The organism is Pseudomonas sp. TH39(2020), assembly GCF_016650715.1.
Taxonomy (GTDB): domain Bacteria; phylum Pseudomonadota; class Gammaproteobacteria; order Pseudomonadales; family Pseudomonadaceae; genus Aquipseudomonas; species Aquipseudomonas mandelii_C.
Genome location: NZ_JAEKFF010000006.1, coordinates 639,527 through 661,784, shown reverse-complemented (window position 1 = coordinate 661,784; position 22,258 = coordinate 639,527). Strand labels below are relative to the sequence as shown.

Annotated in this window: 25 protein-coding genes; 20 read left to right on the top strand and 5 right to left on the bottom strand. The window is 57.9% G+C overall.

Annotated elements, in window-relative coordinates; genetic code table 11:
• Positions 1–80 precede the first annotated feature (80 nt).
• Both JFU47_RS11100 and JFU47_RS11095 read left to right on the top strand, forming a co-directional pair.
• On the top strand, positions 81–713 hold the full coding sequence (locus JFU47_RS11100; RefSeq protein ID WP_201182948.1) for a glutathione S-transferase family protein: 633 nt from the start codon (positions 81–83) through the stop codon (positions 711–713).
• Positions 710–1,660 (top strand): Nudix family hydrolase, encoded by a 951-nt coding sequence (locus tag JFU47_RS11095; protein ID WP_201182946.1) that lies wholly within the window; start codon positions 710–712, stop codon positions 1,658–1,660. The genes JFU47_RS11100 and JFU47_RS11095 overlap by 4 nt, the downstream gene beginning before the upstream one ends.
• Before the next feature lie 105 nt (positions 1,661–1,765).
• Here JFU47_RS11095 and JFU47_RS11090 read toward each other — a convergent pair whose 3' ends face one another.
• The 3 genes from JFU47_RS11090 to JFU47_RS11080 are packed head-to-tail and all read right to left on the bottom strand — an operon-like array spanning position 1,766 to position 5,349.
• Positions 1,766–2,347: a cob(I)yrinic acid a,c-diamide adenosyltransferase gene (locus tag JFU47_RS11090; RefSeq protein WP_201182944.1), complete on the bottom strand. Its 582-nt coding sequence runs from the start codon at positions 2,345–2,347 to the stop codon at positions 1,766–1,768.
• A gap of 2 nt (positions 2,348–2,349) precedes the next feature.
• Positions 2,350–4,386, bottom strand: a complete 2,037-nt coding sequence (locus JFU47_RS11085) for a sensor histidine kinase (RefSeq protein WP_201182942.1) — start codon at positions 4,384–4,386, stop codon at positions 2,350–2,352.
• Positions 4,387–4,431: 45 nt separating this feature from the next.
• A complete protein-coding gene (locus tag JFU47_RS11080) occupies positions 4,432–5,349 on the bottom strand; it encodes a putative 2-dehydropantoate 2-reductase (protein WP_201182940.1) in 918 nt (305 codons plus the stop codon).
• Between the two features lie 141 nt (positions 5,350–5,490).
• Here JFU47_RS11080 and JFU47_RS11075 point away from each other — a divergent pair, with 141 nt between their 5' ends.
• Both JFU47_RS11075 and JFU47_RS11070 read left to right on the top strand, forming a co-directional pair.
• On the top strand, positions 5,491–5,976 hold the full coding sequence (locus tag JFU47_RS11075; protein WP_028621905.1) for a YajQ family cyclic di-GMP-binding protein: 486 nt from the start codon (positions 5,491–5,493) through the stop codon (positions 5,974–5,976).
• Positions 5,977–6,113: 137 nt separating this feature from the next.
• Entirely contained in the window at positions 6,114–6,956 is an 843-nt protein-coding gene (locus JFU47_RS11070; protein WP_201182938.1) for a mechanosensitive ion channel family protein, read from the top strand.
• Positions 6,957–7,020: 64 nt separating this feature from the next.
• Here JFU47_RS11070 and JFU47_RS11065 read toward each other — a convergent pair whose 3' ends face one another.
• Positions 7,021–8,364, bottom strand: coding sequence for an OprD family porin (locus JFU47_RS11065; protein ID WP_201182937.1), 1,344 nt, complete (start codon positions 8,362–8,364; stop codon positions 7,021–7,023).
• A 916-nt stretch (positions 8,365–9,280) separates the two neighbouring features.
• Between JFU47_RS11065 and JFU47_RS11060 the strand changes: the two genes are divergently transcribed.
• Together JFU47_RS11060 and JFU47_RS11055 are read left to right on the top strand one after the other, a co-directional pair.
• A complete protein-coding gene (locus tag JFU47_RS11060) occupies positions 9,281–9,706 on the top strand; it encodes an HIT domain-containing protein (protein WP_123367895.1) in 426 nt (141 codons plus the stop codon).
• A 3-nt stretch (positions 9,707–9,709) separates the two neighbouring features.
• On the top strand, positions 9,710–9,916 hold the full coding sequence (locus JFU47_RS11055; RefSeq protein WP_008029236.1) for a SlyX family protein: 207 nt from the start codon (positions 9,710–9,712) through the stop codon (positions 9,914–9,916).
• 70 nt (positions 9,917–9,986) lie between these two features.
• Here the strand turns inward: JFU47_RS11055 and JFU47_RS33285 are convergent, their stop codons facing one another.
• Complete coding sequence (locus tag JFU47_RS33285) at positions 9,987–10,589, bottom strand: cold-shock protein (protein WP_008147390.1); 603 nt, start codon at positions 10,587–10,589, stop codon at positions 9,987–9,989.
• Positions 10,590–10,897: 308 nt separating this feature from the next.
• Between JFU47_RS33285 and JFU47_RS11045 the strand changes: the two genes are divergently transcribed.
• From JFU47_RS11045 to pal, 14 genes are all read left to right on the top strand, one after another.
• Positions 10,898–11,368: a Dps family protein gene (locus JFU47_RS11045; protein WP_140676806.1), complete on the top strand. Its 471-nt coding sequence runs from the start codon at positions 10,898–10,900 to the stop codon at positions 11,366–11,368.
• A gap of 265 nt (positions 11,369–11,633) precedes the next feature.
• On the top strand, positions 11,634–11,972 hold the full coding sequence (locus tag JFU47_RS11040; RefSeq protein ID WP_201182936.1) for a ribbon-helix-helix domain-containing protein: 339 nt from the start codon (positions 11,634–11,636) through the stop codon (positions 11,970–11,972).
• A gap of 136 nt (positions 11,973–12,108) precedes the next feature.
• Entirely contained in the window at positions 12,109–12,330 is a 222-nt protein-coding gene (locus JFU47_RS11035) for an FmdB family zinc ribbon protein (RefSeq protein ID WP_010457489.1), read from the top strand.
• Between the two features lie 122 nt (positions 12,331–12,452).
• A complete protein-coding gene (aspS, locus tag JFU47_RS11030) occupies positions 12,453–14,228 on the top strand; it encodes an aspartate--tRNA ligase (protein ID WP_123367883.1) in 1,776 nt (591 codons plus the stop codon).
• A gap of 123 nt (positions 14,229–14,351) precedes the next feature.
• On the top strand, positions 14,352–15,098 hold the full coding sequence (locus JFU47_RS11025) for a YebC/PmpR family DNA-binding transcriptional regulator (protein WP_129437845.1): 747 nt from the start codon (positions 14,352–14,354) through the stop codon (positions 15,096–15,098).
• A 157-nt stretch (positions 15,099–15,255) separates the two neighbouring features.
• Complete coding sequence (gene ruvC / locus JFU47_RS11020; protein WP_008147379.1) at positions 15,256–15,780, top strand: crossover junction endodeoxyribonuclease RuvC; 525 nt, start codon at positions 15,256–15,258, stop codon at positions 15,778–15,780.
• A 115-nt stretch (positions 15,781–15,895) separates the two neighbouring features.
• The gene (gene ruvA / locus JFU47_RS11015; protein WP_046049661.1) at positions 15,896–16,510 is read left to right on the top strand and encodes a Holliday junction branch migration protein RuvA; all 615 of its coding nucleotides are present in this window, start codon (positions 15,896–15,898) and stop codon (positions 16,508–16,510) included.
• A complete protein-coding gene (gene ruvB / locus JFU47_RS11010) occupies positions 16,511–17,572 on the top strand; it encodes a Holliday junction branch migration DNA helicase RuvB (protein ID WP_046049660.1) in 1,062 nt (353 codons plus the stop codon).
• Between the two features lie 127 nt (positions 17,573–17,699).
• A complete protein-coding gene (ybgC, locus tag JFU47_RS11005) occupies positions 17,700–18,167 on the top strand; it encodes a tol-pal system-associated acyl-CoA thioesterase (protein ID WP_008147372.1) in 468 nt (155 codons plus the stop codon).
• Entirely contained in the window at positions 18,157–18,852 is a 696-nt protein-coding gene (gene tolQ, locus JFU47_RS11000) for a protein TolQ (RefSeq protein ID WP_046049659.1), read from the top strand. Before ybgC ends, tolQ begins: the two co-directional genes overlap by 11 nt.
• Before the next feature lie 23 nt (positions 18,853–18,875).
• Positions 18,876–19,328, top strand: a complete 453-nt coding sequence (tolR, locus tag JFU47_RS10995; protein ID WP_161807482.1) for a protein TolR — start codon at positions 18,876–18,878, stop codon at positions 19,326–19,328.
• The gene (tolA, locus tag JFU47_RS10990) at positions 19,328–20,407 is read left to right on the top strand and encodes a cell envelope integrity protein TolA (RefSeq protein ID WP_201182935.1); all 1,080 of its coding nucleotides are present in this window, start codon (positions 19,328–19,330) and stop codon (positions 20,405–20,407) included. Before tolR ends, tolA begins: the two co-directional genes overlap by 1 nt.
• Positions 20,404–21,705, top strand: coding sequence for a Tol-Pal system beta propeller repeat protein TolB (gene tolB / locus JFU47_RS10985; protein ID WP_074879460.1), 1,302 nt, complete (start codon positions 20,404–20,406; stop codon positions 21,703–21,705). The genes tolA and tolB overlap by 4 nt, the downstream gene beginning before the upstream one ends.
• Before the next feature lie 52 nt (positions 21,706–21,757).
• The gene (pal, locus tag JFU47_RS10980; protein ID WP_003178634.1) at positions 21,758–22,255 is read left to right on the top strand and encodes a peptidoglycan-associated lipoprotein Pal; all 498 of its coding nucleotides are present in this window, start codon (positions 21,758–21,760) and stop codon (positions 22,253–22,255) included.
• Positions 22,256–22,258: the final 3 nt, after the last annotated feature.

The following is a 22,258-nucleotide window of genomic DNA, read 5'->3' as shown; positions in this document are numbered from 1 at the left end:
TGGGAGCGAGCCTGCTCGCGAAAGCGGTCTGTCAGTCACTCAATAGATTGGCTTGTCCCCTCCATCAAAAGGTCCCGAACATGAGCTTGCACCTGATCATCGGCGACAAACTGATTTCCTCCTGGTCCCTGCGCGGCGCGTTGGCCCTCGACCTGGCCGGCGTTCCTTACACCGAAGAACTGATCAAGCTGAACCAGCCGGATACGCGTGAGCGTCTGCTCAAGCACTCGCCGACCGCGAAAGTCCCGCTGCTGAAAACCGAACACGGCACCATCGCCGATTCCCTGGCGATTGCCGAGTATCTGGCAGAGCAGTTCCCCGACGCCGGCCTCTGGCCCAAAGACACCGCCGCCCGCGCCCAGGCCCGTTCGGCCTGCGCGCAGATGCACAGCGGTTTTTTCGCCATGCGCGGCAACATGCCATTCGACTTGAGTCACGACGCTGCACTGTCGCCGACACCGGCTGACGTCCAGGCCGATATCGAGCGTATGTTGGCGTTGTGGGCCGAGTGCCGCGCCGCCGCCACCGAAACCGGTCCGTTCCTGTTCGGCGGCGTGACCTTGGCGGATGCCTTCTTCGCACCGATCGCCGTGCGCCTGCGCACCTATCAGGTGAGGCTGCCCGCAGCGGACGCGGCCTATGTCGAAACCATCTACCAGTGGCCAGCCTTCAAGGCTTGGCAGAAGGCAGGTCTGGAGGAAGTAGAACGGTGAAACGAGTCCACGTAGCTGCCGCTGTTATCCGTGATGGCAGTGGCAAGATCCTCATTGCCCGCCGTGCCGACACCCAGCATCAGGGTGGCCTGTGGGAATTTCCCGGTGGCAAGGTCGAGGCCGACGAATCCGTCGAAACCGCTCTGGCTCGCGAGCTCCATGAAGAGTTGGGCATCGTGGTCAACGCGGCTCGCCCGCTGATCAAGGTCCGGCACGATTACCCGGACAAGCAAGTGTTGCTGGACGTTTGGGAAGTGTCGGCCTTTACCGGCGAACCGCACGGCGCCGAAGGCCAGCCGTTGGAATGGGTCGCGCCCCGCGATCTGCTGAACTATGAGTTCCCGGCGGCCAACCAGCCGATTGTCGCGGCTGCGCGGTTACCCGCGCAGTATTTGATTACCCCGGAAGACCTGGAAACCCCGGCCTTGCTACGCGGTATTCAAAAAGCCATTGCCGGCGGCATCAAGCTGATCCAGTTGCGGGCACCCAACGGCTACGATCCGAAGTACCGCGATCTGGCGGTGGACGCGGCGGGGCTGTGTGCTGGCAAGGCGCAGTTGATGATCAAGGGGCCGTTCGAGTGGCTGGGGGACTTCCCGTCCGCCGGTTGGCACATCACCGCCGCGCAACTGCGCAAGTACGCGGCGGCGGGCCGACCGCTGCCGGCGTCACGCTGGTTGGCGGCGTCCTGTCATAACGCTGAAGAGCTGGCGTTGGCCGAGCAGATGGGGGTGGATTTTGTGACCCTGTCACCGGTGCAACCGACCCTGACTCATCCGGGGGCTCAGCCTCTGGGTTGGGAACAGGCTTGCGCGTTGATCGAAGGTTTCAGCAAACCGGTGTTCTTGCTCGGTGGTGTTGGCCCGACGGATCTTCAGAAAGCCTGGGAGACAGGGGCTCAAGGTGTGGCAGGGATTCGGGCGTTCTGGCCTGATTCTTTGGTGTAGCGGCTGGCCTCTTCGCGAGCAGGCTCGCTCCCACAGGGGATTGTGGCGCACACAAATCCAATGTGGGAGCGAGCCTGCTCGCGAAGGCGGCCTGACAGCCGCCGACTAAACCCCAGGCTTCGCCGCTGGCTGCCACAAAATCTCGGCTATCCCCTGCCGCTTGGCAATCAACCGTGCCACCACAAACAACAAGTCCGACAACCGATTGATATACGCCAACCCAACCCCGGCCAGCGGTTCGACGGCGTTCAAGTGCTGACACCGCCGCTCGGCACTGCGCGCCAGGCTTCTGCACACATGCGCCTGGGCAATCAGCGCCGAACCACCCGGCAGAATGAAATTCTCCAGCGGCCCCAGTTCTTCATTCCACACATCGATCGCAGCTTCCAGCCGTTCGACTTCTGCCGTATTCAGTGCCTGATACACCGGCATCGCCAGTTCACCACCCAGGTCGAACAACCGATGTTGGCAGGGCGCCAAAACCTCGATCACTTCGTTCAAGCCTGGATACTCACCAGTTTCCGCCGCCAACCCGGCCAATAGCACACCCACCTGACTGTTCAGCGTATCGACCTCGCCAATGGCTTCGATCCGCGGATGATCCTTGGGTACGCGGCGGCCGTCGCCCAGCCCGGTTTCGCCTTTGTCGCCGGTGCGGGTGTAAATCTTCGACAAGCGAAAGCCCATGGTTACCTCGATAGCTGATTGAGTTCTTGAGAGACGAGCGGGGTGCCCGCCAAGGGCAGGCGCAAGGTGAAACACGTGCCTTGGCCCAGGGTCGATTGCACTTCCATCTGACCCTTGTGGTTGTTGGTAATGATGAAGTACGAGACCGACAGGCCAAGGCCGGTGCCCTGACCGATTTCCTTGGTGGTGAAAAACGGCTCGAAGGTGCGTTTGCGCACGTTCTCGCTCATGCCGATGCCGTTGTCCTCCACCTGGATTTCCGCCCACGGCGGATTCAGTTTGGTGCGCAGAATGATCCGTCCCGGCTCGCGGTCGTCTTCGCGTTGGTGAATCGCCTGAGCGGCGTTTTTCAACAAATTGAGCAGCACTTGCTCCAGTTCGTTCGCGGTCCCGGGCACCGGGCCCAACGCTGGATCGAACTGGCGAATGATCGCCTGGCCCTTGAAGTCGAAACCGATCGCCAGGTCGAAGTCGTTACCGGCGATTTCCACCGCCTGATCGATCAGTGCCGGCAGATCGCACGGGGCCATTTGCCGGGTACTGCGGCGGCTGAAACTGAGCATGTGCGTGACAATCTTTGCCGCCCGGGCGCCAGCCTGTTGAATGCCGTCGAGCAACTGCGGCACTTCGCGCGCTTGCAGGTATTTGTTGACCGTTTCCAGCGCGATCCCGGTTTGCTCGGCTTGTTCGAGGTTCTTCGGCAGATCAGGCGAAAGGCGTCGGCGTATGTTTTGCACGTTGTGCAGGATCGCGCCTAACGGGTTGTTGATCTCGTGAGCCATGCCCGCGGCAAGACCGCCGACCGAGAGCATTTTTTCCGACTGCACCATCATTTCCTCCAGCGACAGGCGCTGAGTGATGTCGTCGATCCGGATCACCACCCCGCGCCCGGCACCGCCCATCAGCGGGTAAAACGTCAGGGCGTAGTGCTTGGGTTCTTCGTCTTTGAGCCACGTCACCCGTTCAATCTTGGCCACCGTGTGCTGCTCGACAGTTTGCTTGAGTTGCGGCAGAAACGGCTTGAGTGGTTCGAAGGCAAGGAAGATCGGCTGGTTCAAGGCTTCGTCGAGGCGCGTGCCGGAGAGGGCGCTGGCTTCCTGATTCCACTGCGTCACGTAGAGCTGTTCATCAAGGGCGATCAGCGCCGAGGGCATGGAATCGATGATGCTGTTGAGGTAGTTCTGGAAACCGGTGAGCTTCTTCTCGATCTTGCTGCGCACCTGAACTTCGAGTTCCAGTTTGCGATTGGTATGGCGGGTTTCTTCGGCCAGGCCCTGAGCCTGGTCATACGCGGCCTGGGAATCGTCTCGGGCCCGCTTGAGTTGCTGCTCCCGGGCTTCGATCCGCGAGAGCATGGTGTTGAAGGCTTCGGCGAGGCTGCCGATTTCGTCATGGTTGCCGCGGGAGGCGCGCAGGGCGTAGTTCTCTTCCCGGGTCACTTGCCGGGACAGCTCTTCGAGCTGATGAATTGGCCGGGTGATCAGGCGTTTGATTTGTCGGGCAATCACCAGCCACAGCAGCACACTGAAGATCAGAATCCCAAGACTGGCGGTGAGCGTCCCGGTATAGAACGCCATCGGCAGTTCGCTGCTGGCGACCAGTAACAGGTGGCCAGGCGCGGTGCCGGGGCGGGGCAGGGTGATGATTTGATTGCTGCGAAACTCGGTGGCTTGCCAGGACTCGATGTGCCGGTAGCGCTCCGGCAGGCTCAGCTTGTCGCCATGCTGCAACTGCGCCAGACGCTCGCCCTTGCCGTCATAAAGGGCCGCCGCGCGCAACGGTGAATAGCTGTTGAGCTCATTGAGCAGGCGTTCGGCGCTTTGCGGTGACTGCAAGGCTTCGGACACCAGGCTGGGGTTGGACACCAGGCGGCCGATGGTCTGCAAGGCCTGAGGTGCCATGCTTTCCTGGGAGATGTAGTACGCGGCGCTGATAAAGGTCAGGTTGGCGACCAGCAGGACGGTGGTCAACAGCACCAGCAGGGCGGCCAGCAATTTCTGGCCGACCGGAAGGTTTTCAAGGCGCTGGCGCAATGGCATCAGGTTCATCGCTGAAAAGGAACAAGTGGCCAGCGTAGCCGCTGCTCAGTCGCTGGGCAATCCAAGGCTGTGCAGATGGGTGATCAACCTTTGCTCAAGTTGATTGAGGTGTGGCAGGTTGAGTTGATGCCTCGCGGCGACTTTACAGGCATGACCCAATAGATAGCTGATCTCGGTCCGGCGCTGGTTCGCGACGTCCTGGTACATCGATGAGTAATTGGCGGCGGTCGCGTGAATCACCCGTTCGACTTCCTGTTGAAGGTCCTCGGCTGCTGCCGGCTGACCGCACCGCTCAAGCAACTCTGTCAATTCGACGCAAAGGGTGGCGACTTCGCAGTGGTGTTCCTGTAAACCGCCATTACGGCAATCGTGCAACACGGTCAGGGGATTGATCGCACAGTTGAGCGCCAGTTTTCGCCACAGCCGGGTCAGAATATCGGTGCTCCACTCGTGGGGAATACCGGCGGCGCTCACATCATCCAGCCAGATCGGCGCCACGGGATGTCCGGCATCCCCCAGCCAGGTGTAACCGTGGCCGGCGAATACCACGCGCCAGTCGCCATCGCGAAAGGCACCTTCGGTGCTCGACGCACTAATACAGCGCGCCTGCGGCACCTGCGTGGCGACGGCGTCCTGGCTGCCAAGACCGTTCTGCAACAGGATCAGCTCGGCGTCGGGAGCCAGGCGCGGAGCCAGTTGGGCCACGGCTTTCTCGGCATCGTAGGCTTTACAGGCCACCAGCAGGCGCTTGATCGGTTCACTGCTGTCGGGTGTCTCGGCAGGCACTGGATAGCTCTGCGCTTTACCGTGTTCGACCAGCGTCAACCCACCCGCTGCCTCATATGCCTGCAAGCGTGCAGCGTCCCGCACGATCAGCTTGACCGGCACGCCGGCCCGCGCCAGTCGAGTGGCCCATAAGGTGCCAAGGCTGCCGGCGCCCAGAACATGCCAGGTGGTGGACATCAGCTTTTTGCTCTGTTTATCGCGCGCATGGGAGGCTCGCAGTGAATGATGGGAAAGACCCGTTATAATCAGCGCGGATTTTAACCGCAAGCCAGGCGTGCTCCATCGTGATCGAGCATGCCCTTTTATTGGAGAGATTACATGCCGTCGTTCGACGTGGTATCCGAACTGGACAAACACGAAGTCACCAACGCGGTCGAGAACGCCGTCAAGGAACTCGATCGTCGTTATGACCTGAAAGGCAAAGGCACCTTCGAGTTCAAGGAAAAGGACCTGACCGTCAACCTGACCGCTGAAGCCGATTTCCAGCTCGAAGCGATGATTGAGATCCTCAAGCTGGCCCTGGTCAAGCGCAAAATCGACGTGCAGTGCCTTGAAGTCAAGGATGCCTATGCGTCGGGCAAGCTGATGAAGCAGGAAGCGGTCCTCAAGGAAGGCATCGACAAAGAGCTGGCGAAGAAAATCGTCGCTCATGTCAAAGACGCCAAACTCAAGGTTCAGGCTTCCATTCAAGGTGAGCAAGTGCGCATTACCGGCAAGAAGCGTGACGATTTGCAGGAAGCCATCGCGGCCCTGCGCGCCAAGACGTTCGATATGCCGCTGCAGTTCAACAACTTCCGCGACTGACCTCTCAGGCGGGAACCTTTTGGGAGCGAGCTTGCTCGCGATGAGGGCGTATCAGTCGACATCACTGTTGAATGACACACCGCTTTCGCGAGCAAGCCCGCTCCCACCCGGATTGTGCTTAACCCAGGAGAATGTAGATGGATTTGAATACTGAAGTGGACAACCTGGTCAAGGCGTCTCAAGCCTGGATTCCGATGATCATGGAATACGGCAGCCGCGTGCTGCTGGCGGTGATCACCCTGGCCATCGGCTGGTGGCTGATCAACAAGGTGGCGCAAAAGCTCGGCGGGTTGCTGGCGCTGCGTAACGCCGACCTGGCGCTGCAAGGCTTCATCAGCAGCCTGGCGAACATTATTCTCAAGGTTCTGCTGATCGTCAGCGTCGCCTCGATGATCGGCGTGGAAACCACTTCGTTCGTCGCGGCCATCGGTGCGGCAGGTCTGGCCATTGGTCTGGCCTTGCAGGGCAGTCTGGCGAACTTCGCCGGTGGTGTGCTGATTCTGTTGTTCCGCCCGTTCCGCATTGGTGACTGGATCGAAGCCCAAGGTGTTGCCGGCACTGTCGACAGCATCCAGATCTTCCACACTGTACTGCGTACCGGCGATAACAAAACCATCATCGTGCCTAACGGCAACCTGTCGAACGGCATCATCACCAACACTAACCGTCAACCGACCCGCAAAGTCGTGTTTGATGTGGGCGTTGATTACGAAGCGGACTTGCAGAAGGCCCGTCATGTTTTGCTGGAACTGGCCAAAGATGAACGTGTTTTGGCTGAGCCGGCACCTCAGGCAGTGATTTCTACTCTGGGCGACAGTTCGATTACTGTTTCCCTTCGAGTGTGGGTCAAGACGGCGGATTACTGGGACGTGATGTTCATGTTCAACGAGCAGTCTCGTGATCGATTGAAAACGGCCGGGATTGATATTCCATTTCCACAGCGGGTGATTCGAGTGGTTCAGGAATCAGCGGTGCAGTAAGCAACAAAAAAGGCCCATCCGAAGATGGGCCTTTTTTTATTGCTTGCGAACTAACTTTCGGTAATTACAGAACCGACAGCGGGTAGTCGATGATCAGACGGAACTCGTCGATGTTGCCTTCAAACGCGTCGTCATGGTTGGCGCGATGCCATGCTTGACGAATACGGAAGGACAGATCCTTGGCCGGGCCGGTTTGAACGACGTACTTAGCTTCGACGTTGGTTTCGTGGTGTTTGCCATCTGCACCGTAGAAACCGGTGTAGAGGCTGCCCGCCGGTGTGTTGGTACCGTCGATGTCCCAACCTTTCACGTAACGGGTCATGAAGCTCAGGCCAGGTACACCGTATTCGGCCATTTTCAGGTCATAACGGGCTTGTACCGATTTCTCGCCAGGGGCGTTGAAGTCAGAGTACTGGATGGAGTTGGCGAGGAAGATCGAGTCGCCACCGCGGTTGGCGGCAGGATCGTGACCACCTACACCAATGTAGTCGAACGGAGTATCGCCATTCACTTTCTGGAAGCCCAGGGTGAAGGTGTGCGCTTTCAGGAACGAGAAAGCAGCAGCGAGCGAGTAGGCGGTGTTGTTGATTTCGCCTGCTTTAGCGTTACCGGTGTCCTTGGTGTTGTAGATGTTACCGTCGAAGTTGATCGAGTTGTCGCCACCCAGTGCCAGGGTGTAGTTCGCGTTGGCGTAGTACTGGTTCCAGATGTCTTCGAGCTTGGCACCGTAGAGCGACACGCTCAGGTCTGGGGTAATGCCGTATTTGCCACCGAAATAATCGATGGAGTTGGCTTGTACGCTAGCGTAGGTTGCCCACAGCTCGCCGTCACGAGCGTTTTTGTCCTGGCTGGTCGCCGAGTAGAAGTGACCGGCTTCGAGGTCAAGGTCTTTGACTTCGCTGCTCTGCAGTTGGATACCGCTGGCAGTTTGGTGAAGGATGCGGGAGCCGCCAACAGCGAACACCGGAGAAGTGCTTGGCTGCATGTCGCCGATTTTCAGCTCGGTCTTGGAGATGCGGAACTTGGCGGCAGCGCCGGCTTTGCCCTGGCTGTTGTTGACCTCGCCATCAGAGTCCACGGACATGTTACCGGTACCGGCATATTTGTCGGAACCGTCCAGCTTAATGGCCAGTTGACCCCAAGCTTCAACGCCAACACCGATCAGACCTTGGGTGTAGCCAGAGCTGAACATGCCCTGAATGCCTTGGGTCCAGTCTTTGTCGTCGGTTGCGCCGTCTTTCTTGTTACGGTTGTAGTAGTAGTTGCGAACTAGCAAGTCGAGCTTGCTGTCTTCAACAAAACCTTTGGCTTCTGCCTGGTCGCTTACGAAAGGTGCGGCTACTGCCAACTGAGTACTGGCTGCTGCTGCAACTGCCAGTGCGATCATGCTCCACTTCATCACGCGCATCGTGATTTGCTCCTTTGGTTTTAGAAGAGTACTGCCGTCCCACCTGATTTATTATCTGGGCGGCTCTTTCTTTTTGTGTCGGCGCAAACTTATATCACGCCGACCATGTTGGCGATACTTGCGCATCTAACCTTTCAGCTTCTTTACGACCCTGTCGCAAACGGCTTGGTAGATGTCGCAAATTTACAGCCCCGACGCAAGCGGACTGACAACTTTTAGCGTTGTTTTCCAGGGCCTGAGCATCGGTAAAAAGAGTCCCTGGTGAAACGCTTGAATCTCCATCGGGCAACCCTGCCACTGTTTTTATTTGCCTTGAAGCTTCCACTTCCAGCGGACGCTTTAGAGGCGATGTGGGTGTGAATGCAACAAGCGTGCACAAATCAGAATCCTGTTGCTGTTTTTTTCTGAAAGCCTGCCTGTTGCTGTAAAAACCTCATAAAACCGGGGTGTTCAAGCACGTCTTGTTTGGGCTTGACGCCATGGTTTGCATCGTGTTGCACCCTTGTGGCCGACTGCATGACAACCAAAAACGTTACCGGTTCACCCCGCCAGTGAGTAGATGGCGGATGCCTGACCGACTCAGCGTAGACGCAATGTGCGGTTTTGGTGCAAAAAATTTTAATCGCTGTACTGAATTCATACAGTGCGGCTGTCTGCCAAATTCGAACGCGTCGTTGTTTATCAGTCAGTTCGGCGTTTTTTGTGTGGTTGCTGGTTCTGTAATGGTGCGTCCTGAACGAAAATGACTCATGTCGGGGCGCGTGGCGGGTCGTTTGTAGTTTCTCGGGTTGGCTTCGACCATGGTTCGTCGTGAAGCCAGCGGCGTTCGCAGGTATGCTGCCGTCCTGTCGCTTGGTGCGCCGTCTCTCGGGATGGACGCTAAGCTGAAATTGATGACCTGGCGGGAGTGCGCGCAGTGTTCGCTTTAGATCCACGACTTCAACAAGACACGTTACCGATCGGGGATTTCCCACTCTGCCGGTTGCTGCTGTCCAACGATTCGAACTACCCCTGGTTCATTCTGGTGCCACGTCGCGAGGATATCAGTGAGATATTTCAGTTGGGTGTCGCAGATCAACAGCAGCTGTGGCAGGAAACGACCGCACTGGCGGAAATGCTCAAGGACTCGTTTGACGCGGACAAATTGAATGTCGCGGCCCTGGGTAACGTCGTCAGTCAGTTACACATGCATGTGATTGTGCGCAAGCGTGAGGACGCCGCCTGGCCGGCGCCGGTCTGGGGGAAACACCCAGCCAAGCCTTATGGCTCAGAGCAGATCGCGCTGATTCGCGAACGGTTGCGCCTGGTATTGACCGATGACTTCACGTTTCTGGAGGGTTGAATCATGAGCCTGGAAGAACGCGTTACCGATCTGGAGAGCCAGCTGGCGTTTCAGGATGACACCATCCAGGCATTGAGTGATGTGCTGGCGACGCAGCAGCGTGCGGTTGAGCGCCTGCAACTGCAAATGGCCGCCTTGCTCAAGCGGCAAGAGGAAATGGCCGGTCAGTTCGAGACGTTTGAAGAAGAAGCGCCACCGCCGCATTACTGAGTGTGGCCAACTGATGGGCAATAAAAAACCGCGAACAGCCAGGCTGTTCGCGGTTTTTTTTAGCCTTGGATCAGCGGCGCGGCAGTGCGGCGATCACATCTTCGGCTTGCAGGCCTTTGTCACGATTCATGACGGAGAACTCCACGCGCTGGCCTTCGACCAGGACGCGATGACCTTCGCCACGAATGGCCCGGAAATGCACGAAAATATCATCGCCGGAATCACGGGAAATAAAGCCGAAGCCTTTAGAAGTGTTGAACCACTTTACGGTACCGGTATCGCGGTTGCTCATGTCATAGCTTGGCGAGGCGGCAGCCGGTGAAGATTTGTAGAAGCTGATGGCCAGGTGCAGAAGAACGGCAATCAGGGCAGCGACCAGGCTGAACAGAACAGCAGGTTGACCGGCAATGACAGGCATTGGCGCGATCAGCGTCAGGGTTTGCAGGACGACGGTCAGAACCAGCAGGGCGCTGACCAGATTTTGCAGTTGATGACGTGGGCCTTTGTTCCAGTAGGGGATAACAGGAGCGAGGGTGAGGTTGAGCAGGCCGAAAAAGGCCAGGTACAGCGCATCAGGTTGTTGCAGGTAAGGTACGGCTTCGGATCGCAGGCTAGGGATGAAGGACAACAGCAAGGCTGCTGCGCCCATTAGCAGGTGGACAATTTTCAACATTTTGAGTAACTCACGTTAAGACGGATCACAAGGAAGAGCTGATGGAGCACGGTTCGCTTCAGAACAATAGGAGGCGTTGGACACGTACCCGGTACCAGCCTATGCGCAGCCCCCGGAAAATAGGCGGTAGCGACACACTGCCTATTTAACAGCAAAGCCTGCGGCTACTCAAATCAGGCAGTCCAGCGGTGCCCTGAGGGTCGATTTGTCGCAGGTGACCGGAAAGTCCGGGGCTGCGGGGTGCCGGCAGGCTTGCTAGAGTGGTCCTGCACCTGCTGGATGAATTTCATCACCTTTAGGGGAAACGCATGGCAATCGATATCGGTATCAGTGAAGAGGACCGCAAGTCCATCGTCGACGGACTTTCGCGTCTGCTGTCGGACACTTATGTACTTTATTTGAAAACCCATAACTTCCATTGGAATGTCACCGGTCCAATGTTCCGGACCTTGCACTTGATGTTCGAGGAGCAATACAACGAGTTGGCCCTGGCCGTCGATTCGATTGCCGAGCGTATTCGTGCCCTCGGGTTTCCTGCGCCAGGCGCCTATTCCATTTATGCTCGACTGTCCTCTATTAAAGAAGAGGTCGGCGTGCCCAGCGCCGAAGACATGATCAAGCAACTGGTCGACGGGCAAGAGGCGGTCACGCGTACGGCGCGCGGGATCTTCCCGCTCCTCGATAAAGTCAGCGACGAACCGACGGCTGACCTGCTTACCCAGCGCATGCAAGTCCACGAGAAAACTGCGTGGATGTTGCGGTCTCTGCTGGATCAGTAACCTGCCAGTGCGCGGATGACGTTCGTTGGCGTTGTTCGCGTTCTGCTTCTTGTCTCTTTAAACCCCTTTCGCGCTAGTCAAATGGCGTCTGACTATGTAGGAAAATGGCCGGCCTAGGACGGTCTCCATGATCGCCCTTCAATTGTTGGCTTCTCCTACGTTGATGGTCATAAAGTCATCTGGATATACCTTTGCGCCTGCGCTTTTATAAGGCAACAGATATTGCTCTTAAAGAAGGCAAGGATGGCTAAGGAGTGTCAACGATATGGATTACGAAGACAGGAGAAGCGAGGGGAGGGTCGGTCCGGTCAAGGAGATAAGGATTGATCCATTTGTCAGCGAATTTGATATGGGGCTGGCCCAGCCTTTATCGCGATCGGTGCGGTTGAATGGCTTCGCCACCTGCTTGCGGCTTGAACAGGTGTACTGGGATATTTTGAGTGATATGGCCAAGGTCAATTGCTGTTCGGTCAGTGTGCTGTTGTCCCATCTGGACCGCGAGGTGCATTTGCGTCACGGTGGGGTCAAGAACTTCACCGGGCTGGTGCGGGTTGTGTGTGTCGTGCATAGCCTGAAGGAAGGCGGCTGCGTCGCCATGCCTTAACCACAGGGGTGGAATGGGTAGAGTGTCGGTCTGTGCAGTCTTACGGCTGCACAGGCTGCATTTAATGGATATAATCCCGCTCTTTGCCGCAAAACCCAGCGTGTGCGGTAGCAATCTGATCGCCGAGACAACCCCCATGCCGATGTACGACTATCAATGTGCTTCCTGTGGTCATCAGTTGGAAGCCATTCAAAAGATCAGCGCAGCACCGCTGGTCGACTGCCCTGCCTGCCAGGCGCCAGAGCTTAAGAAGATGCTGTCCATGCCGGGCTTCCGCCTTAGCGGCACCGGCTGGTACGAAACCGATTTCAAGACCGGTTCCAAGAAGAATCTGGCCGGCGGCGACAAAGCTGACTAGGGTCTTGGACCTGAGTTGAACGACACGTGCGAGGTCTTGCATCATCTGGCGCCTTTCTAAAGGGCGGGGCTGTTGCAGGATCTCCAACCGAATTTCGAATTACGAGAAGTGAAACTACGACCATGATGCGCAGCCATTATTGCGGCCAACTGAACGAAAGCCTGGAAGGCCAGGAAATTACCCTTTGCGGATGGGTTCACCGTCGCCGTGACCACGGTGGGGTGATTTTCCTCGATATCCGTGATCGTGACGGTCTGGCCCAGGTGGTGTTCGACCCGGACCGCGCTGAAACCTTCGCCGCCGCCGATCGCGTGCGCAGCGAGTACGTGGTCAAGGTCACCGGTAAGGTCCGCTTGCGTCCGGCCGGTGCCGGTAACGCCAACATGGCGTCGGGCATGATCGAAGTGCTGGGCTACGAGCTGGAAGTGTTGAACGAAGCGGAAACCCCGCCGTTCCCGCTCAACGAGTTCTCCGACGTCGGCGAAGAAACCCGCCTGCGTTATCGCTTCATCGACCTGCGTCGTCCGGAAATGCTCGAGAAGCTGCGTCTGCGTTCGCGCATGACCACCAGCATCCGTCGCTACCTGGACGAGAACGGCTTCCTCGACGTCGAGACGCCGATCCTGACTCGCGCTACCCCGGAAGGTGCTCGCGATTACCTGGTGCCGAGCCGTACTCACGCCGGTTCGTTCTTCGCCTTGCCGCAATCGCCACAGCTGTTCAAGCAACTGTTGATGGTTGCCGGTTTCGATCGCTACTACCAGATCGCCAAGTGCTTCCGCGACGAAGACCTGCGTGCCGACCGTCAGCCTGAATTCACTCAGATCGACATCGAAACCAGCTTCCTCGATGAAAAAGACATCATTGGCATCACCGAAGGCATGATCCGCAACCTGTTCAAGGAAGTGCTGGATGTGGAATTCGGCGAATTCCCGCACATGACCTGGGACGAGGCCATGCGTCGTTACGGTTCCGACAAGCCGGACCTGCGTAACCCGCTGGAACTGGTTGACGTTGCCGATCAGCTGAAAGAAGTCGACTTCAAAGTCTTCAGCGGCCCGGCCAACGACCCGAAATGCCGCGTTGCCGCGTTGCGCGTTCCTGGCGCAGCGAGCATGCCGCGCAAGCAGATCGACGACTACACCAAGTTCGTCGGCATCTACGGCGCCAAGGGCCTGGCGTACATCAAGGTCAACGAGCGCGCCAAAGGCGTTGAAGGTCTGCAATCGCCGATCGTCAAGAACATCCCTGAAGCCAACCTCAATGTGATCCTTGATCGCGTCGGCGCGGTTGACGGCGACATCGTGTTCTTCGGTGCCGACAAAGCCAAGATCGTCAGCGAAGCCCTGGGCGCGCTGCGAATCAAGGTCGGTAACGATCTGGACCTGCTGACTTGCCAGTGGGCGCCGATGTGGGTGGTCGACTTCCCGATGTTCGAAGAGAACGACGACGGCAGCTTCGCCGCCTTGCACCACCCGTTCACCGCCCCGAAGTGCACCCCGGAAGAACTGGAAGCCAACCCGGCGACCGCTCTGTCCCGTGCCTACGACATGGTCCTGAACGGCACCGAGCTGGGTGGCGGTTCGATCCGTATCCACCGCAAGGAAATGCAACAGTCGGTGTTCCGACTGCTGGGTATCAGTGAAGCGGAACAGGAAGAGAAATTCGGCTTCCTGCTCGACGCCCTGAAATACGGCGCACCGCCGCACGGTGGCCTGGCCTTCGGTCTGGACCGTCTGGTGATGTTGATGACCGGCGCCCAGTCGATCCGTGAAGTGATCGCCTTCCCGAAAACCCAGAGCGCCGCTTGCGTCATGACTCAGGCCCCGGGTGTGGTAGATGCCAAGGCACTGCGCGAACTGCACATTCGTCTGCGCGAAACGCCTAAAGCTGAGTAAGGCTGACCAGAAGGGCGCATCTTCGGATGCGCCCTTTCTTTATAGAATGGTCGAGATTTTTATTTGCCGGCTGGCGCGTCAAGGCGCGGCGGGCAATGTTTCAAAGAGAATTCGGAGCGAGATATGGCGGGTCATTCCAAGTGGGCGAACATCAAGCACCGCAAAGAACGTCAGGATGCCAAGAAGGGCAAGATTTTCACCAAGTGGATTCGTGAGCTGACCGTTGCTGCCCGTCAGGGCGGTAGTGATCCGGGTTCCAACCCGCGTTTGCGTCTGGCGCTGGACAAGGCCCTTGGCGCGAACATGAGCCGCGACATCATCGATCGCGCGGTTGCCCGCGGCGCCGGTGCCGCCGACACCGACGACATGGTCGAGCTGACCTACGAAGGCTACGGCCCGGGCGGCGTGGCGGTGATGGTCGAGTGCATGACCGACAACCGCAATCGCACCGCAGCCGCTGTTCGGCACGCGTTCAGTAAGTGCGGTGGCAACCTCGGTACGGACGGTTCGGTGGCCTATCTGTTCGAGCGCAAGGGGCAGATTTCCTTCGCACCGGGCGTCGATGAAGATGCGCTGATGGAAGCGGCGATGGAAGCCGATGCCGATGACGTGGTGACCCACGAAGACGGCTCCATCGACGTATTCACCTCGTTCGCCGGTTTCTACTCCGTGCGTAACGCCCTGGAAGCGGCTGGTTTCAAAGGCGATGACGCGGAAATCGTGATGCTGCCGACCACCAGTGCCGAACTGGACCTGGAAGGCGCCGAGAAGGTTCTCAAGCTGATCGACATGCTTGAAGACCTGGATGACGTGCAAAACGTCTACTCCAACGCGGACATTCCGGAATCGGTCGCCGCACAGCTTGGTTAAGGGCGACTAAGATTCAATGTGGGAGCGAGCCTGCTCGCGAACGCGGATTTTCAGGCAGCATCGTTGCTGAATATGAAACCGCATTCGCGAGCAGGCTCGCTCCCACATTTGTTATTCGTGTATTGAATACCGTGCTTTTACTTAACCCGCAGGCGTTATGACTTTAATTCTTGGTATCGACCCCGGTTCGCGCATTACCGGTTATGGCGTAGTGCGTGATACCGGGCGTGGTTGCGTTTACGTGGCGTCGGGCTGCATTCGCACAGGTTCCGGCGAGCTGCATGAACGCCTGCAAATCGTCTATCGCGGCGTGCGCGAAGTCATCCAGACCTACGGCCCGGTGACCATGGGCATCGAAAAGGTCTTCATGGCGCGCAACGCCGACTCTGCGCTGAAACTTGGCCAGGCCCGCGGCGCAGCCATCGTTGCCGGGGCGGAAGAAAGCCTGGAAATCGCTGAGTACACGGCGACCCAGGTCAAACAGGCGGTGACCGGGACCGGCGCGGCGAATAAAGAGCAGGTGCAAATGATGGTCATGCACATGCTGAAACTGACCAGCAAGCCGCAAATCGATGCCTCGGACGCCCTGGCCATTGCCATTTGCCATGCCCATACCCGCTCCAGCCTGTTGCCCCATGGCTTGGGTACGGCACGCAGTCGTGGCGGACGCCTGCGTCTCTGATAGCATCAGCAATCATTTTTTATGGAGCGAGGGTTTTGCGCCTGTGTCGTCGGCGCAAAACCCTCGTTCTGTCAGTCGCCAGCACTGATCTGGCCAACGCTCAAGGATCTGAAACGTGATTGGACGCTTGCGCGGCACACTGGCTGAGAAACAGCCGCCGCACCTGATTCTGGATGTAAACGGTCTGGGGTATGAGCTGGAAGTGCCCATGACCACGCTTTATCGCTTGCCGTCGGTCGGTGAACCGCTGACCTTGCACACCCATTTGGTCGTACGCGAAGACGCGCAGTTACTCTATGGCTTCTTCGGCAAGCGCGAGCGAGACTTTTTTCGCGAGTTGATCCGTCTCAATGGTGTAGGGCCGAAATTGGCCCTGGCTCTGATGTCGAGCCTGGAAGTCGATGAACTGGTTCGCTGCGTACAATCCCAGGACACCTCGGCGTTGACCAAGGTGCCAGGCGTGGGCAAGAAGACGGCCGAACGTTTGCTGGTGGAGCTCAAGGATCGCTTCAAGGCGTGGGAAACCGTGCCGGCGATGTTCGCCTTGGTGCCAAACCAGCCGGGTGGGCCAGATACGACGCCGGTCGCCACCGCCGAAAATGACGCGGTCAGCGCGCTGATCTCCCTGGGCTACAAGCCGCAGGAAGCCAGCAAGGCGATTTCTGCGATCAAGGAGAAAGGTTTGAGCAGTGAAGACATGATTCGTCGTGCCCTGAAGGGAATGATCTAAGTGATTGAAGCTGATCGTCTGATTACCGCCACACCGGGCCCTCGTGATCGCGAGGAAGTCCAGGACCGGGCGATTCGCCCTGTCAGCCTGGCCGAGTACATTGGCCAGCCGACCGTTCGCGAGCAAATGGAGTTGTTCATCCAGGCTGCCCGTGGGCGTAATGAATCCCTGGACCACACGCTGATTTTCGGCCCGCCGGGTCTGGGTAAAACTACCTTGGCCAACATCATCGCCCAGGAAATGGGGGTCTCGATCAAGAGTACCTCGGGCCCCGTGCTTGAACGCCCGGGTGATCTGGCTGCGCTGCTGACCAATCTTGAGCCACACGACGTGCTGTTCATCGACGAAATCCATCGGCTCTCGCCGATCGTCGAAGAAGTGCTGTACCCGGCCATGGAAGATTTCCAGCTCGACATCATGATCGGCGAAGGGCCGGCCGCGCGTTCGATCAAGCTTGATCTGCCGCCGTTCACCCTGGTCGGTGCGACGACGCGGGCGGGGATGCTGACCAATCCGCTACGCGACCGTTTCGGGATCGTCCAGCGCCTGGAGTTCTACAACACCGCCGACCTGGCTACGATTGTCAGTCGTTCAGCTAACATCCTCGGCTTGCCGCTGGACCCGGAAGGCGCCTTCGAAATCGCCCGTCGTGCCCGTGGTACGCCGCGGATCGCCAACCGCTTGCTGCGCCGGGTTCGGGATTTCGCCGAAGTACGCGCCAAGGGCCACATTACCAAACCGATCGCCGACCTCGCCTTGAACCTATTAGATGTCGACGAGCGTGGTTTCGATCACCAGGATCGACGTCTGTTGTTGACCATGATCGAGAAGTTCGACGGTGGGCCGGTCGGGGTCGATAGCCTCGCCGCAGCCATCAGTGAAGAGCGCCACACCATTGAAGACGTGCTGGAGCCGTACCTGATCCAGCAGGGCTACATCATGCGTACGCCGCGGGGGCGAGTGGTGACCCGGCATGCGTATCTGCACTTCGGTTTAAACATTCCGTCACGATTGGGCGAGATGCCCGTGGTAGACGAGTTCCTCGATGCCGTGGACGATTAATAACCTTTGCGCGCTGATTTATTCGGGGTTTGTGCGGTCCTAGGACCGTACTTTCGCCACAAAGCCGTGAATCAATGAAAAACAGTTGCCTGGCCGGATTGGCAACCTGAGGAGTAAGCACTAGAGTATGCGCGCGCAAAACGGGCTTGAGCCTTTCGCACTTCGTTGTCGCGTTTATTACGAGGACACCGATGCGGGCGGCATCGTGTATTACGTTAATTACCTCAAGTTTATGGAACGGGCTCGAACCGAGCGGCTCCGGGAGCTGGGCTTTGCCCAATCCCAGCTTGCAGGTGAGGACCTGTTGTTCGTCGTGCATTCCAGCGAAGCGCGTTACCACGCGCCGGCGCGACTGGACGACGAGCTGCTGGTAAGCGCTGAAGTAATCGAATTGAACCGTGTCAGCCTGCGCTTCAAACAGCAGGTCAGGCGAGCCACGGATAATGCGCTGCTCTGCGAAGGGCAGTTTTTGGTGGCCTGTGTGCGCACTAACAGTTTGAAACCCCGGGCCATTCCCGAAGCTCTACGTGCGGCCTTTGCCGACGTGAGCGGCGCGGGTACACACTCAAAGCAGGAGATAAAGCGTGGAAGCTAACGTCGTCGACCATTCCTCCATGTGGAGCCTGGTCAGCAATGCCAGTATCGTGGTGCAACTGGTAATGCTGATCCTGGTAGCCGCATCGGTGACCTCATGGATCATGATCTTTCAGCGCAGCAATCTGCTGCGCGCCGGTCGACGTGCCCTGGAGAGCTTTGAAGAGCGCTTCTGGTCGGGTATCGACCTGTCCAAACTCTACCGTCAGGCCGGCAGCAACCCTGATCCGGATTCGGGCGTAGAGCAGATCTTCCGTGCAGGTTTCAAGGAATTCTCCCGTCTGCGCCAGCAGCCAGGCGTTGACCCGGAAGCGGTCATGGAAGGCGTGGCCCGTGCCATGCGCGTGGCCATTTCCCGCGAAGAAGAAAAGCTCGAGCAGAGCCTGCCGTTCCTCGCCACCGTAGGTTCCGTCAGCCCGTACATCGGTCTGTTCGGTACCGTCTGGGGGATCATGAACTCCTTCCGTGGTCTGGCAACTGCCCAGCAAGCGACCCTGGCCACTGTGGCTCCAGGTATTGCCGAGGCACTGATTGCAACCGCAATCGGTCTGTTCGCCGCCATCCCGGCCGTTATCGCTTACAACCGTTTTGCTGCTCGCAGCGAAACCCTGCTGAGCCGTTACTACACCTTCGCCGACGAATTCCAGGCGATCCTGCACCGCAAAGTGCACACCAGCGAAGAATAAGCAGGTAATTTCCAATGGCTTTAATCGCTCGAGCTCGCAAAAAGCGCAAGCCGGTTGCCGAGATGAACGTGGTGCCTTACATCGACGTGATGTTGGTGCTGCTGGTCATTTTTATGGTGACCGCTCCGATGCTCAATCAGGGCGTGAAAGTTGATCTGCCCAAGGTTTCCAGCGAAGCCTTGCCGCAGGACAATAACACCCAGGTCCTGACCATTTCGATCAAGGCTGACAAGACCTACTACTGGAACCTTGGCAGCGAAGTCGACACTGAAAAGCAACAGGACAAGGCCATGACCTTGCCGCAGATGACCGACGCCGTGACCAAAATCATTCGCGCCGGCACTGAAGGTGGCAAGCGCACCCAGGTGTTCATCCGCGGTGACAAGACCGTCGACTACGGTTCCGTCATGGGCGCCATGGGCGGGTTGCAGAAAGCCGGGGTCGGTAATGTTGGCTTGATTACCGAGGCACCCTGATGCAGCAAATGCGAGAGCCGTCCGCCTCGGAAAGCTACTTCTGGCCTAGTGTCTGGGCGCTTGTCTTGCACGTGCTGGTTTTCGGCATGCTGTTCGTCAGTTTCGCCTTCACACCGGAACTGCCGCCGGCCAAGCCGATCGTGCAGGCGACCCTGTACCAACTGAAATCGAAAAGTCAGGCGACCACCCAGACCAATCAGAAGATTGCGGGTGAGGCGAAGAAATCCGCCGCGCGCCAGACCGAAGTCGAACAGATGGAACAGAAAAAGATCGAGCAGGAAGCGATCAAAGCCGCGGAACAAAAGAAGGAAGATTCGGCTCAAAAAGCCGAAGAATCCAAAAAGGCCGACGAGACGAAGAAAGCGGAAGAGGCTAAAAAGGCTGATGAAGCCAAGAAAGCCGATGAAGCGAAGAAGACCGCCGAAGCTAAAAAGGCCGAAGAGAAACAATTGGCTGATATAGCCAAGAAGAAGTCTGAAGAAGAAGCCAAGAAAGCAGCTGAAGAAGAGGCCAAGAAAGCGGCCGCTGAAGAAGCGAAGAAAAAGATCGTCGAAGACGCGAAGAAGAAAGCCGCGGAAGACGCCAAGAAGAAATCTGAAGCTGAAGAGGCGAAGAAGAAAGTCGCCGAAGACGCGAAGAAGAAAGCTGCTGCCGATGCTGCGAAGAAAAAATCGCAGGAAGCGTCACGTAAATCCGCCGAAGACAAAAAGGCTCAGGCCCTGGCAGATTTGCTTTCCGACACGCCGCAGCGTCAGCAGGCCTTGGCGGATGAGCAGGGTGACGAAGTCGCCGGTAGTTTCGATGATCTGATCCGTGCTCGTGCAGCGGAAGGCTGGGCTCGTCCACCTTCGGCCCGCAAAGGCATGACAGTCGTGTTGCAAATCGGCATGTTGCCGGACGGTACGGTGACTTCGGTCAGCGTGGCCAAGTCCAGTGGCGATGGTCCGTTTGACGCTTCGGCTGTAGCGGCGGTGAAGAATATTGGACGTTTGACAGAAATGCAGGGAATGAAGCCGAGCGATTTCGCTCCGTATCGTTCATTCAAGATGACATTCACACCTGAGGATCTAGCCTTGTGAGAAACCTTCTTCGAGGAATGCTTGTCGTTATCTGCTGCCTGGCAGGGATAGCGGCAGCAGATGAAAAAAACATTCTGGTCACCAGCGGCAGTGATCGGGCCACCCCGATCGCAGTCGTTCCGTTTGGCAACCAGGGCGGCAGCGTTCTGCCGGACGACATGGCCGAAATCATCGGTAACGACCTGCGCAACTCGGGTTACTACTCGCCGATTCCTAAACAGAACATGATCAGCCAGCCAAGCCAGGCCAGCGAAATCATCTTCCGTGACTTCAAGGCGCTGGGCGCCCAGTACGTCATGGTCGGCAGCATTGCTCCTGCGGGCGGTCGCCTGCAGGTCCAGTACGCACTGTTCAACGTCGCCACCGAGCAGCAAGTGCTGACCGGCAGCGTGTCGGGCAGCGTCGATCAACTGCGCGACATGTCGCACTACATTGCGGACCAGTCGTTCGAAAAACTCACCGGTATCAAAGGTGCGTTCTCGACGCGTCTGCTGTACGTGACGGCTGAGCGTTTCTCCGAGAAGAACACTCGTTACACGCTGCAACGTTCGGACTATGACGGTGCCCGTGCTGTGACTCTGCTGCAATCGCGCGAGCCGATCCTGTCGCCGCGTTTCGCACCGGACGGCAAGCGCATCGCTTATGTGTCGTTCGAGCAGAAGCGTCCGCGTATCTTCATGCAGAACATCGACACCGGTCGCCGTGAGCAGATCACCAACTTCGAAGGCCTGAATGGCGCGCCAGCATGGTCACCTGATGGCAATCGTCTGGCATTCGTACTGTCGAAAGATGGCAACCCGGACATCTACGTGATGAATCTGGGTTCGCGTCAGATCACGCGTGTCACTAACGGTCCTGGCATCAACACCGAACCGTTCTGGGGTAAAGATGGTTCGACCATCTACTTCACCTCGGACCGTGGCGGCAAGCCGCAGATCTACAAAACCAGCGCAGGCGGTGGTGGTGCGGAACGTGTGACCTTTATCGGTAACTACAACGCCAACCCAAAACTTTCGGCTGATGAAAAGACCCTCGTGATGATCCATCGTCAGGAAGGTTTCACTAATTTCAAGGTGGCGGCCCAGGATTTGCAGCGCGGAAGCGTAAAAATCCTCACTGATAGCACTCTGGACGAGTCGCCTACTGTTGCGCCCAACGGCACCATGGTAATCTACGCCACCCGCCAGCAGGGCCGGGGAGTCTTGATGCTCGTGTCCATTAATGGACGCGTAAGGCTCCCGCTTCCTACCGCACAAGGCGAAGTCAGAGAACCTTCCTGGTCCCCTTACCTGAACTGACGCGGCGCTACACGTTGTACTTAACACACTGGGGTTCATTAGGAGTTTCACGATGGAAATGCTGAAGTTTGGTAAATTTGCTGCGCTGGCTCTGGCCATGGCTGTAGCTGTAGGTTGCTCGTCCAAAGGCGGCGACAATGCCGGTGAAGGCGCTGTAGATCCAAACGCTGGTTACGGCGCAAACACTGGTGCAGTTGACGGCTCCCTGAGCGAAGAAGCTGCTCTGCGCGCAATCACCACTTTCTACTTCGAATACGACAGTTCGGACCTGAAGCCAGAAGCCATGCGCGCTCTGGACGTTCACGCCAAAGACCTGAAAGCAAACGGCGCTCGCGTTGTTCTGGAAGGCAACACCGACGAACGTGGTACTCGTGAGTACAACATGGCACTGGGCGAGCGTCGTGCGAAAGCCGTTCAGCGTTACCTGGTACTGCAAGGTGTTTCCCCAGCTCAGCTGGAACTGGTTTCCTACGGCGAAGAGCGTCCAGTTGCTACCGGCAACGACGAGCAGTCCTGGGCTCAAAACCGTCGCGTCGAACTGCGTAAGTAATTC

What these genes read in the sequence shown, in the direction of transcription:
- JFU47_RS11100 (WP_201182948.1), top strand. Translation starts at nt 81, where the DNA reads ATGAGCTTGCACCTGATCATCGGCGACAAACTGATTTCCTCCTGGTCC.
- JFU47_RS11090 (WP_201182944.1), bottom strand. Translation starts at nt 2,347, where the DNA reads ATGGGCTTTCGCTTGTCGAAGATTTACACCCGCACCGGCGACAAAGGC.
- JFU47_RS11085 (WP_201182942.1), bottom strand. Translation starts at nt 4,386, where the DNA reads ATGCCATTGCGCCAGCGCCTTGAAAACCTTCCGGTCGGCCAGAAATTG.
- JFU47_RS11080 (WP_201182940.1), bottom strand. Translation starts at nt 5,349, where the DNA reads ATGTCCACCACCTGGCATGTTCTGGGCGCCGGCAGCCTTGGCACCTTA.
- JFU47_RS11075 (WP_028621905.1), top strand. Translation starts at nt 5,491, where the DNA reads ATGCCGTCGTTCGACGTGGTATCCGAACTGGACAAACACGAAGTCACC.
- JFU47_RS11070 (WP_201182938.1), top strand. Translation starts at nt 6,114, where the DNA reads ATGGATTTGAATACTGAAGTGGACAACCTGGTCAAGGCGTCTCAAGCC.
- JFU47_RS11065 (WP_201182937.1), bottom strand. Translation starts at nt 8,364, where the DNA reads ATGCGCGTGATGAAGTGGAGCATGATCGCACTGGCAGTTGCAGCAGCA.
- JFU47_RS11055 (WP_008029236.1), top strand. Translation starts at nt 9,710, where the DNA reads ATGAGCCTGGAAGAACGCGTTACCGATCTGGAGAGCCAGCTGGCGTTT.
- JFU47_RS33285 (WP_008147390.1), bottom strand. Translation starts at nt 10,589, where the DNA reads ATGTTGAAAATTGTCCACCTGCTAATGGGCGCAGCAGCCTTGCTGTTG.
- JFU47_RS11045 (WP_140676806.1), top strand. Translation starts at nt 10,898, where the DNA reads ATGGCAATCGATATCGGTATCAGTGAAGAGGACCGCAAGTCCATCGTC.
- JFU47_RS11040 (WP_201182936.1), top strand. Translation starts at nt 11,634, where the DNA reads ATGGATTACGAAGACAGGAGAAGCGAGGGGAGGGTCGGTCCGGTCAAG.
- JFU47_RS11035 (WP_010457489.1), top strand. Translation starts at nt 12,109, where the DNA reads ATGCCGATGTACGACTATCAATGTGCTTCCTGTGGTCATCAGTTGGAA.
- aspS (WP_123367883.1), top strand. Translation starts at nt 12,453, where the DNA reads ATGATGCGCAGCCATTATTGCGGCCAACTGAACGAAAGCCTGGAAGGC.
- JFU47_RS11025 (WP_129437845.1), top strand. Translation starts at nt 14,352, where the DNA reads ATGGCGGGTCATTCCAAGTGGGCGAACATCAAGCACCGCAAAGAACGT.
- ruvC (WP_008147379.1), top strand. Translation starts at nt 15,256, where the DNA reads ATGACTTTAATTCTTGGTATCGACCCCGGTTCGCGCATTACCGGTTAT.
- ybgC (WP_008147372.1), top strand. Translation starts at nt 17,700, where the DNA reads ATGCGCGCGCAAAACGGGCTTGAGCCTTTCGCACTTCGTTGTCGCGTT.
- tolA (WP_201182935.1), top strand. Translation starts at nt 19,328, where the DNA reads ATGCAGCAAATGCGAGAGCCGTCCGCCTCGGAAAGCTACTTCTGGCCT.
- pal (WP_003178634.1), top strand. Translation starts at nt 21,758, where the DNA reads ATGGAAATGCTGAAGTTTGGTAAATTTGCTGCGCTGGCTCTGGCCATG.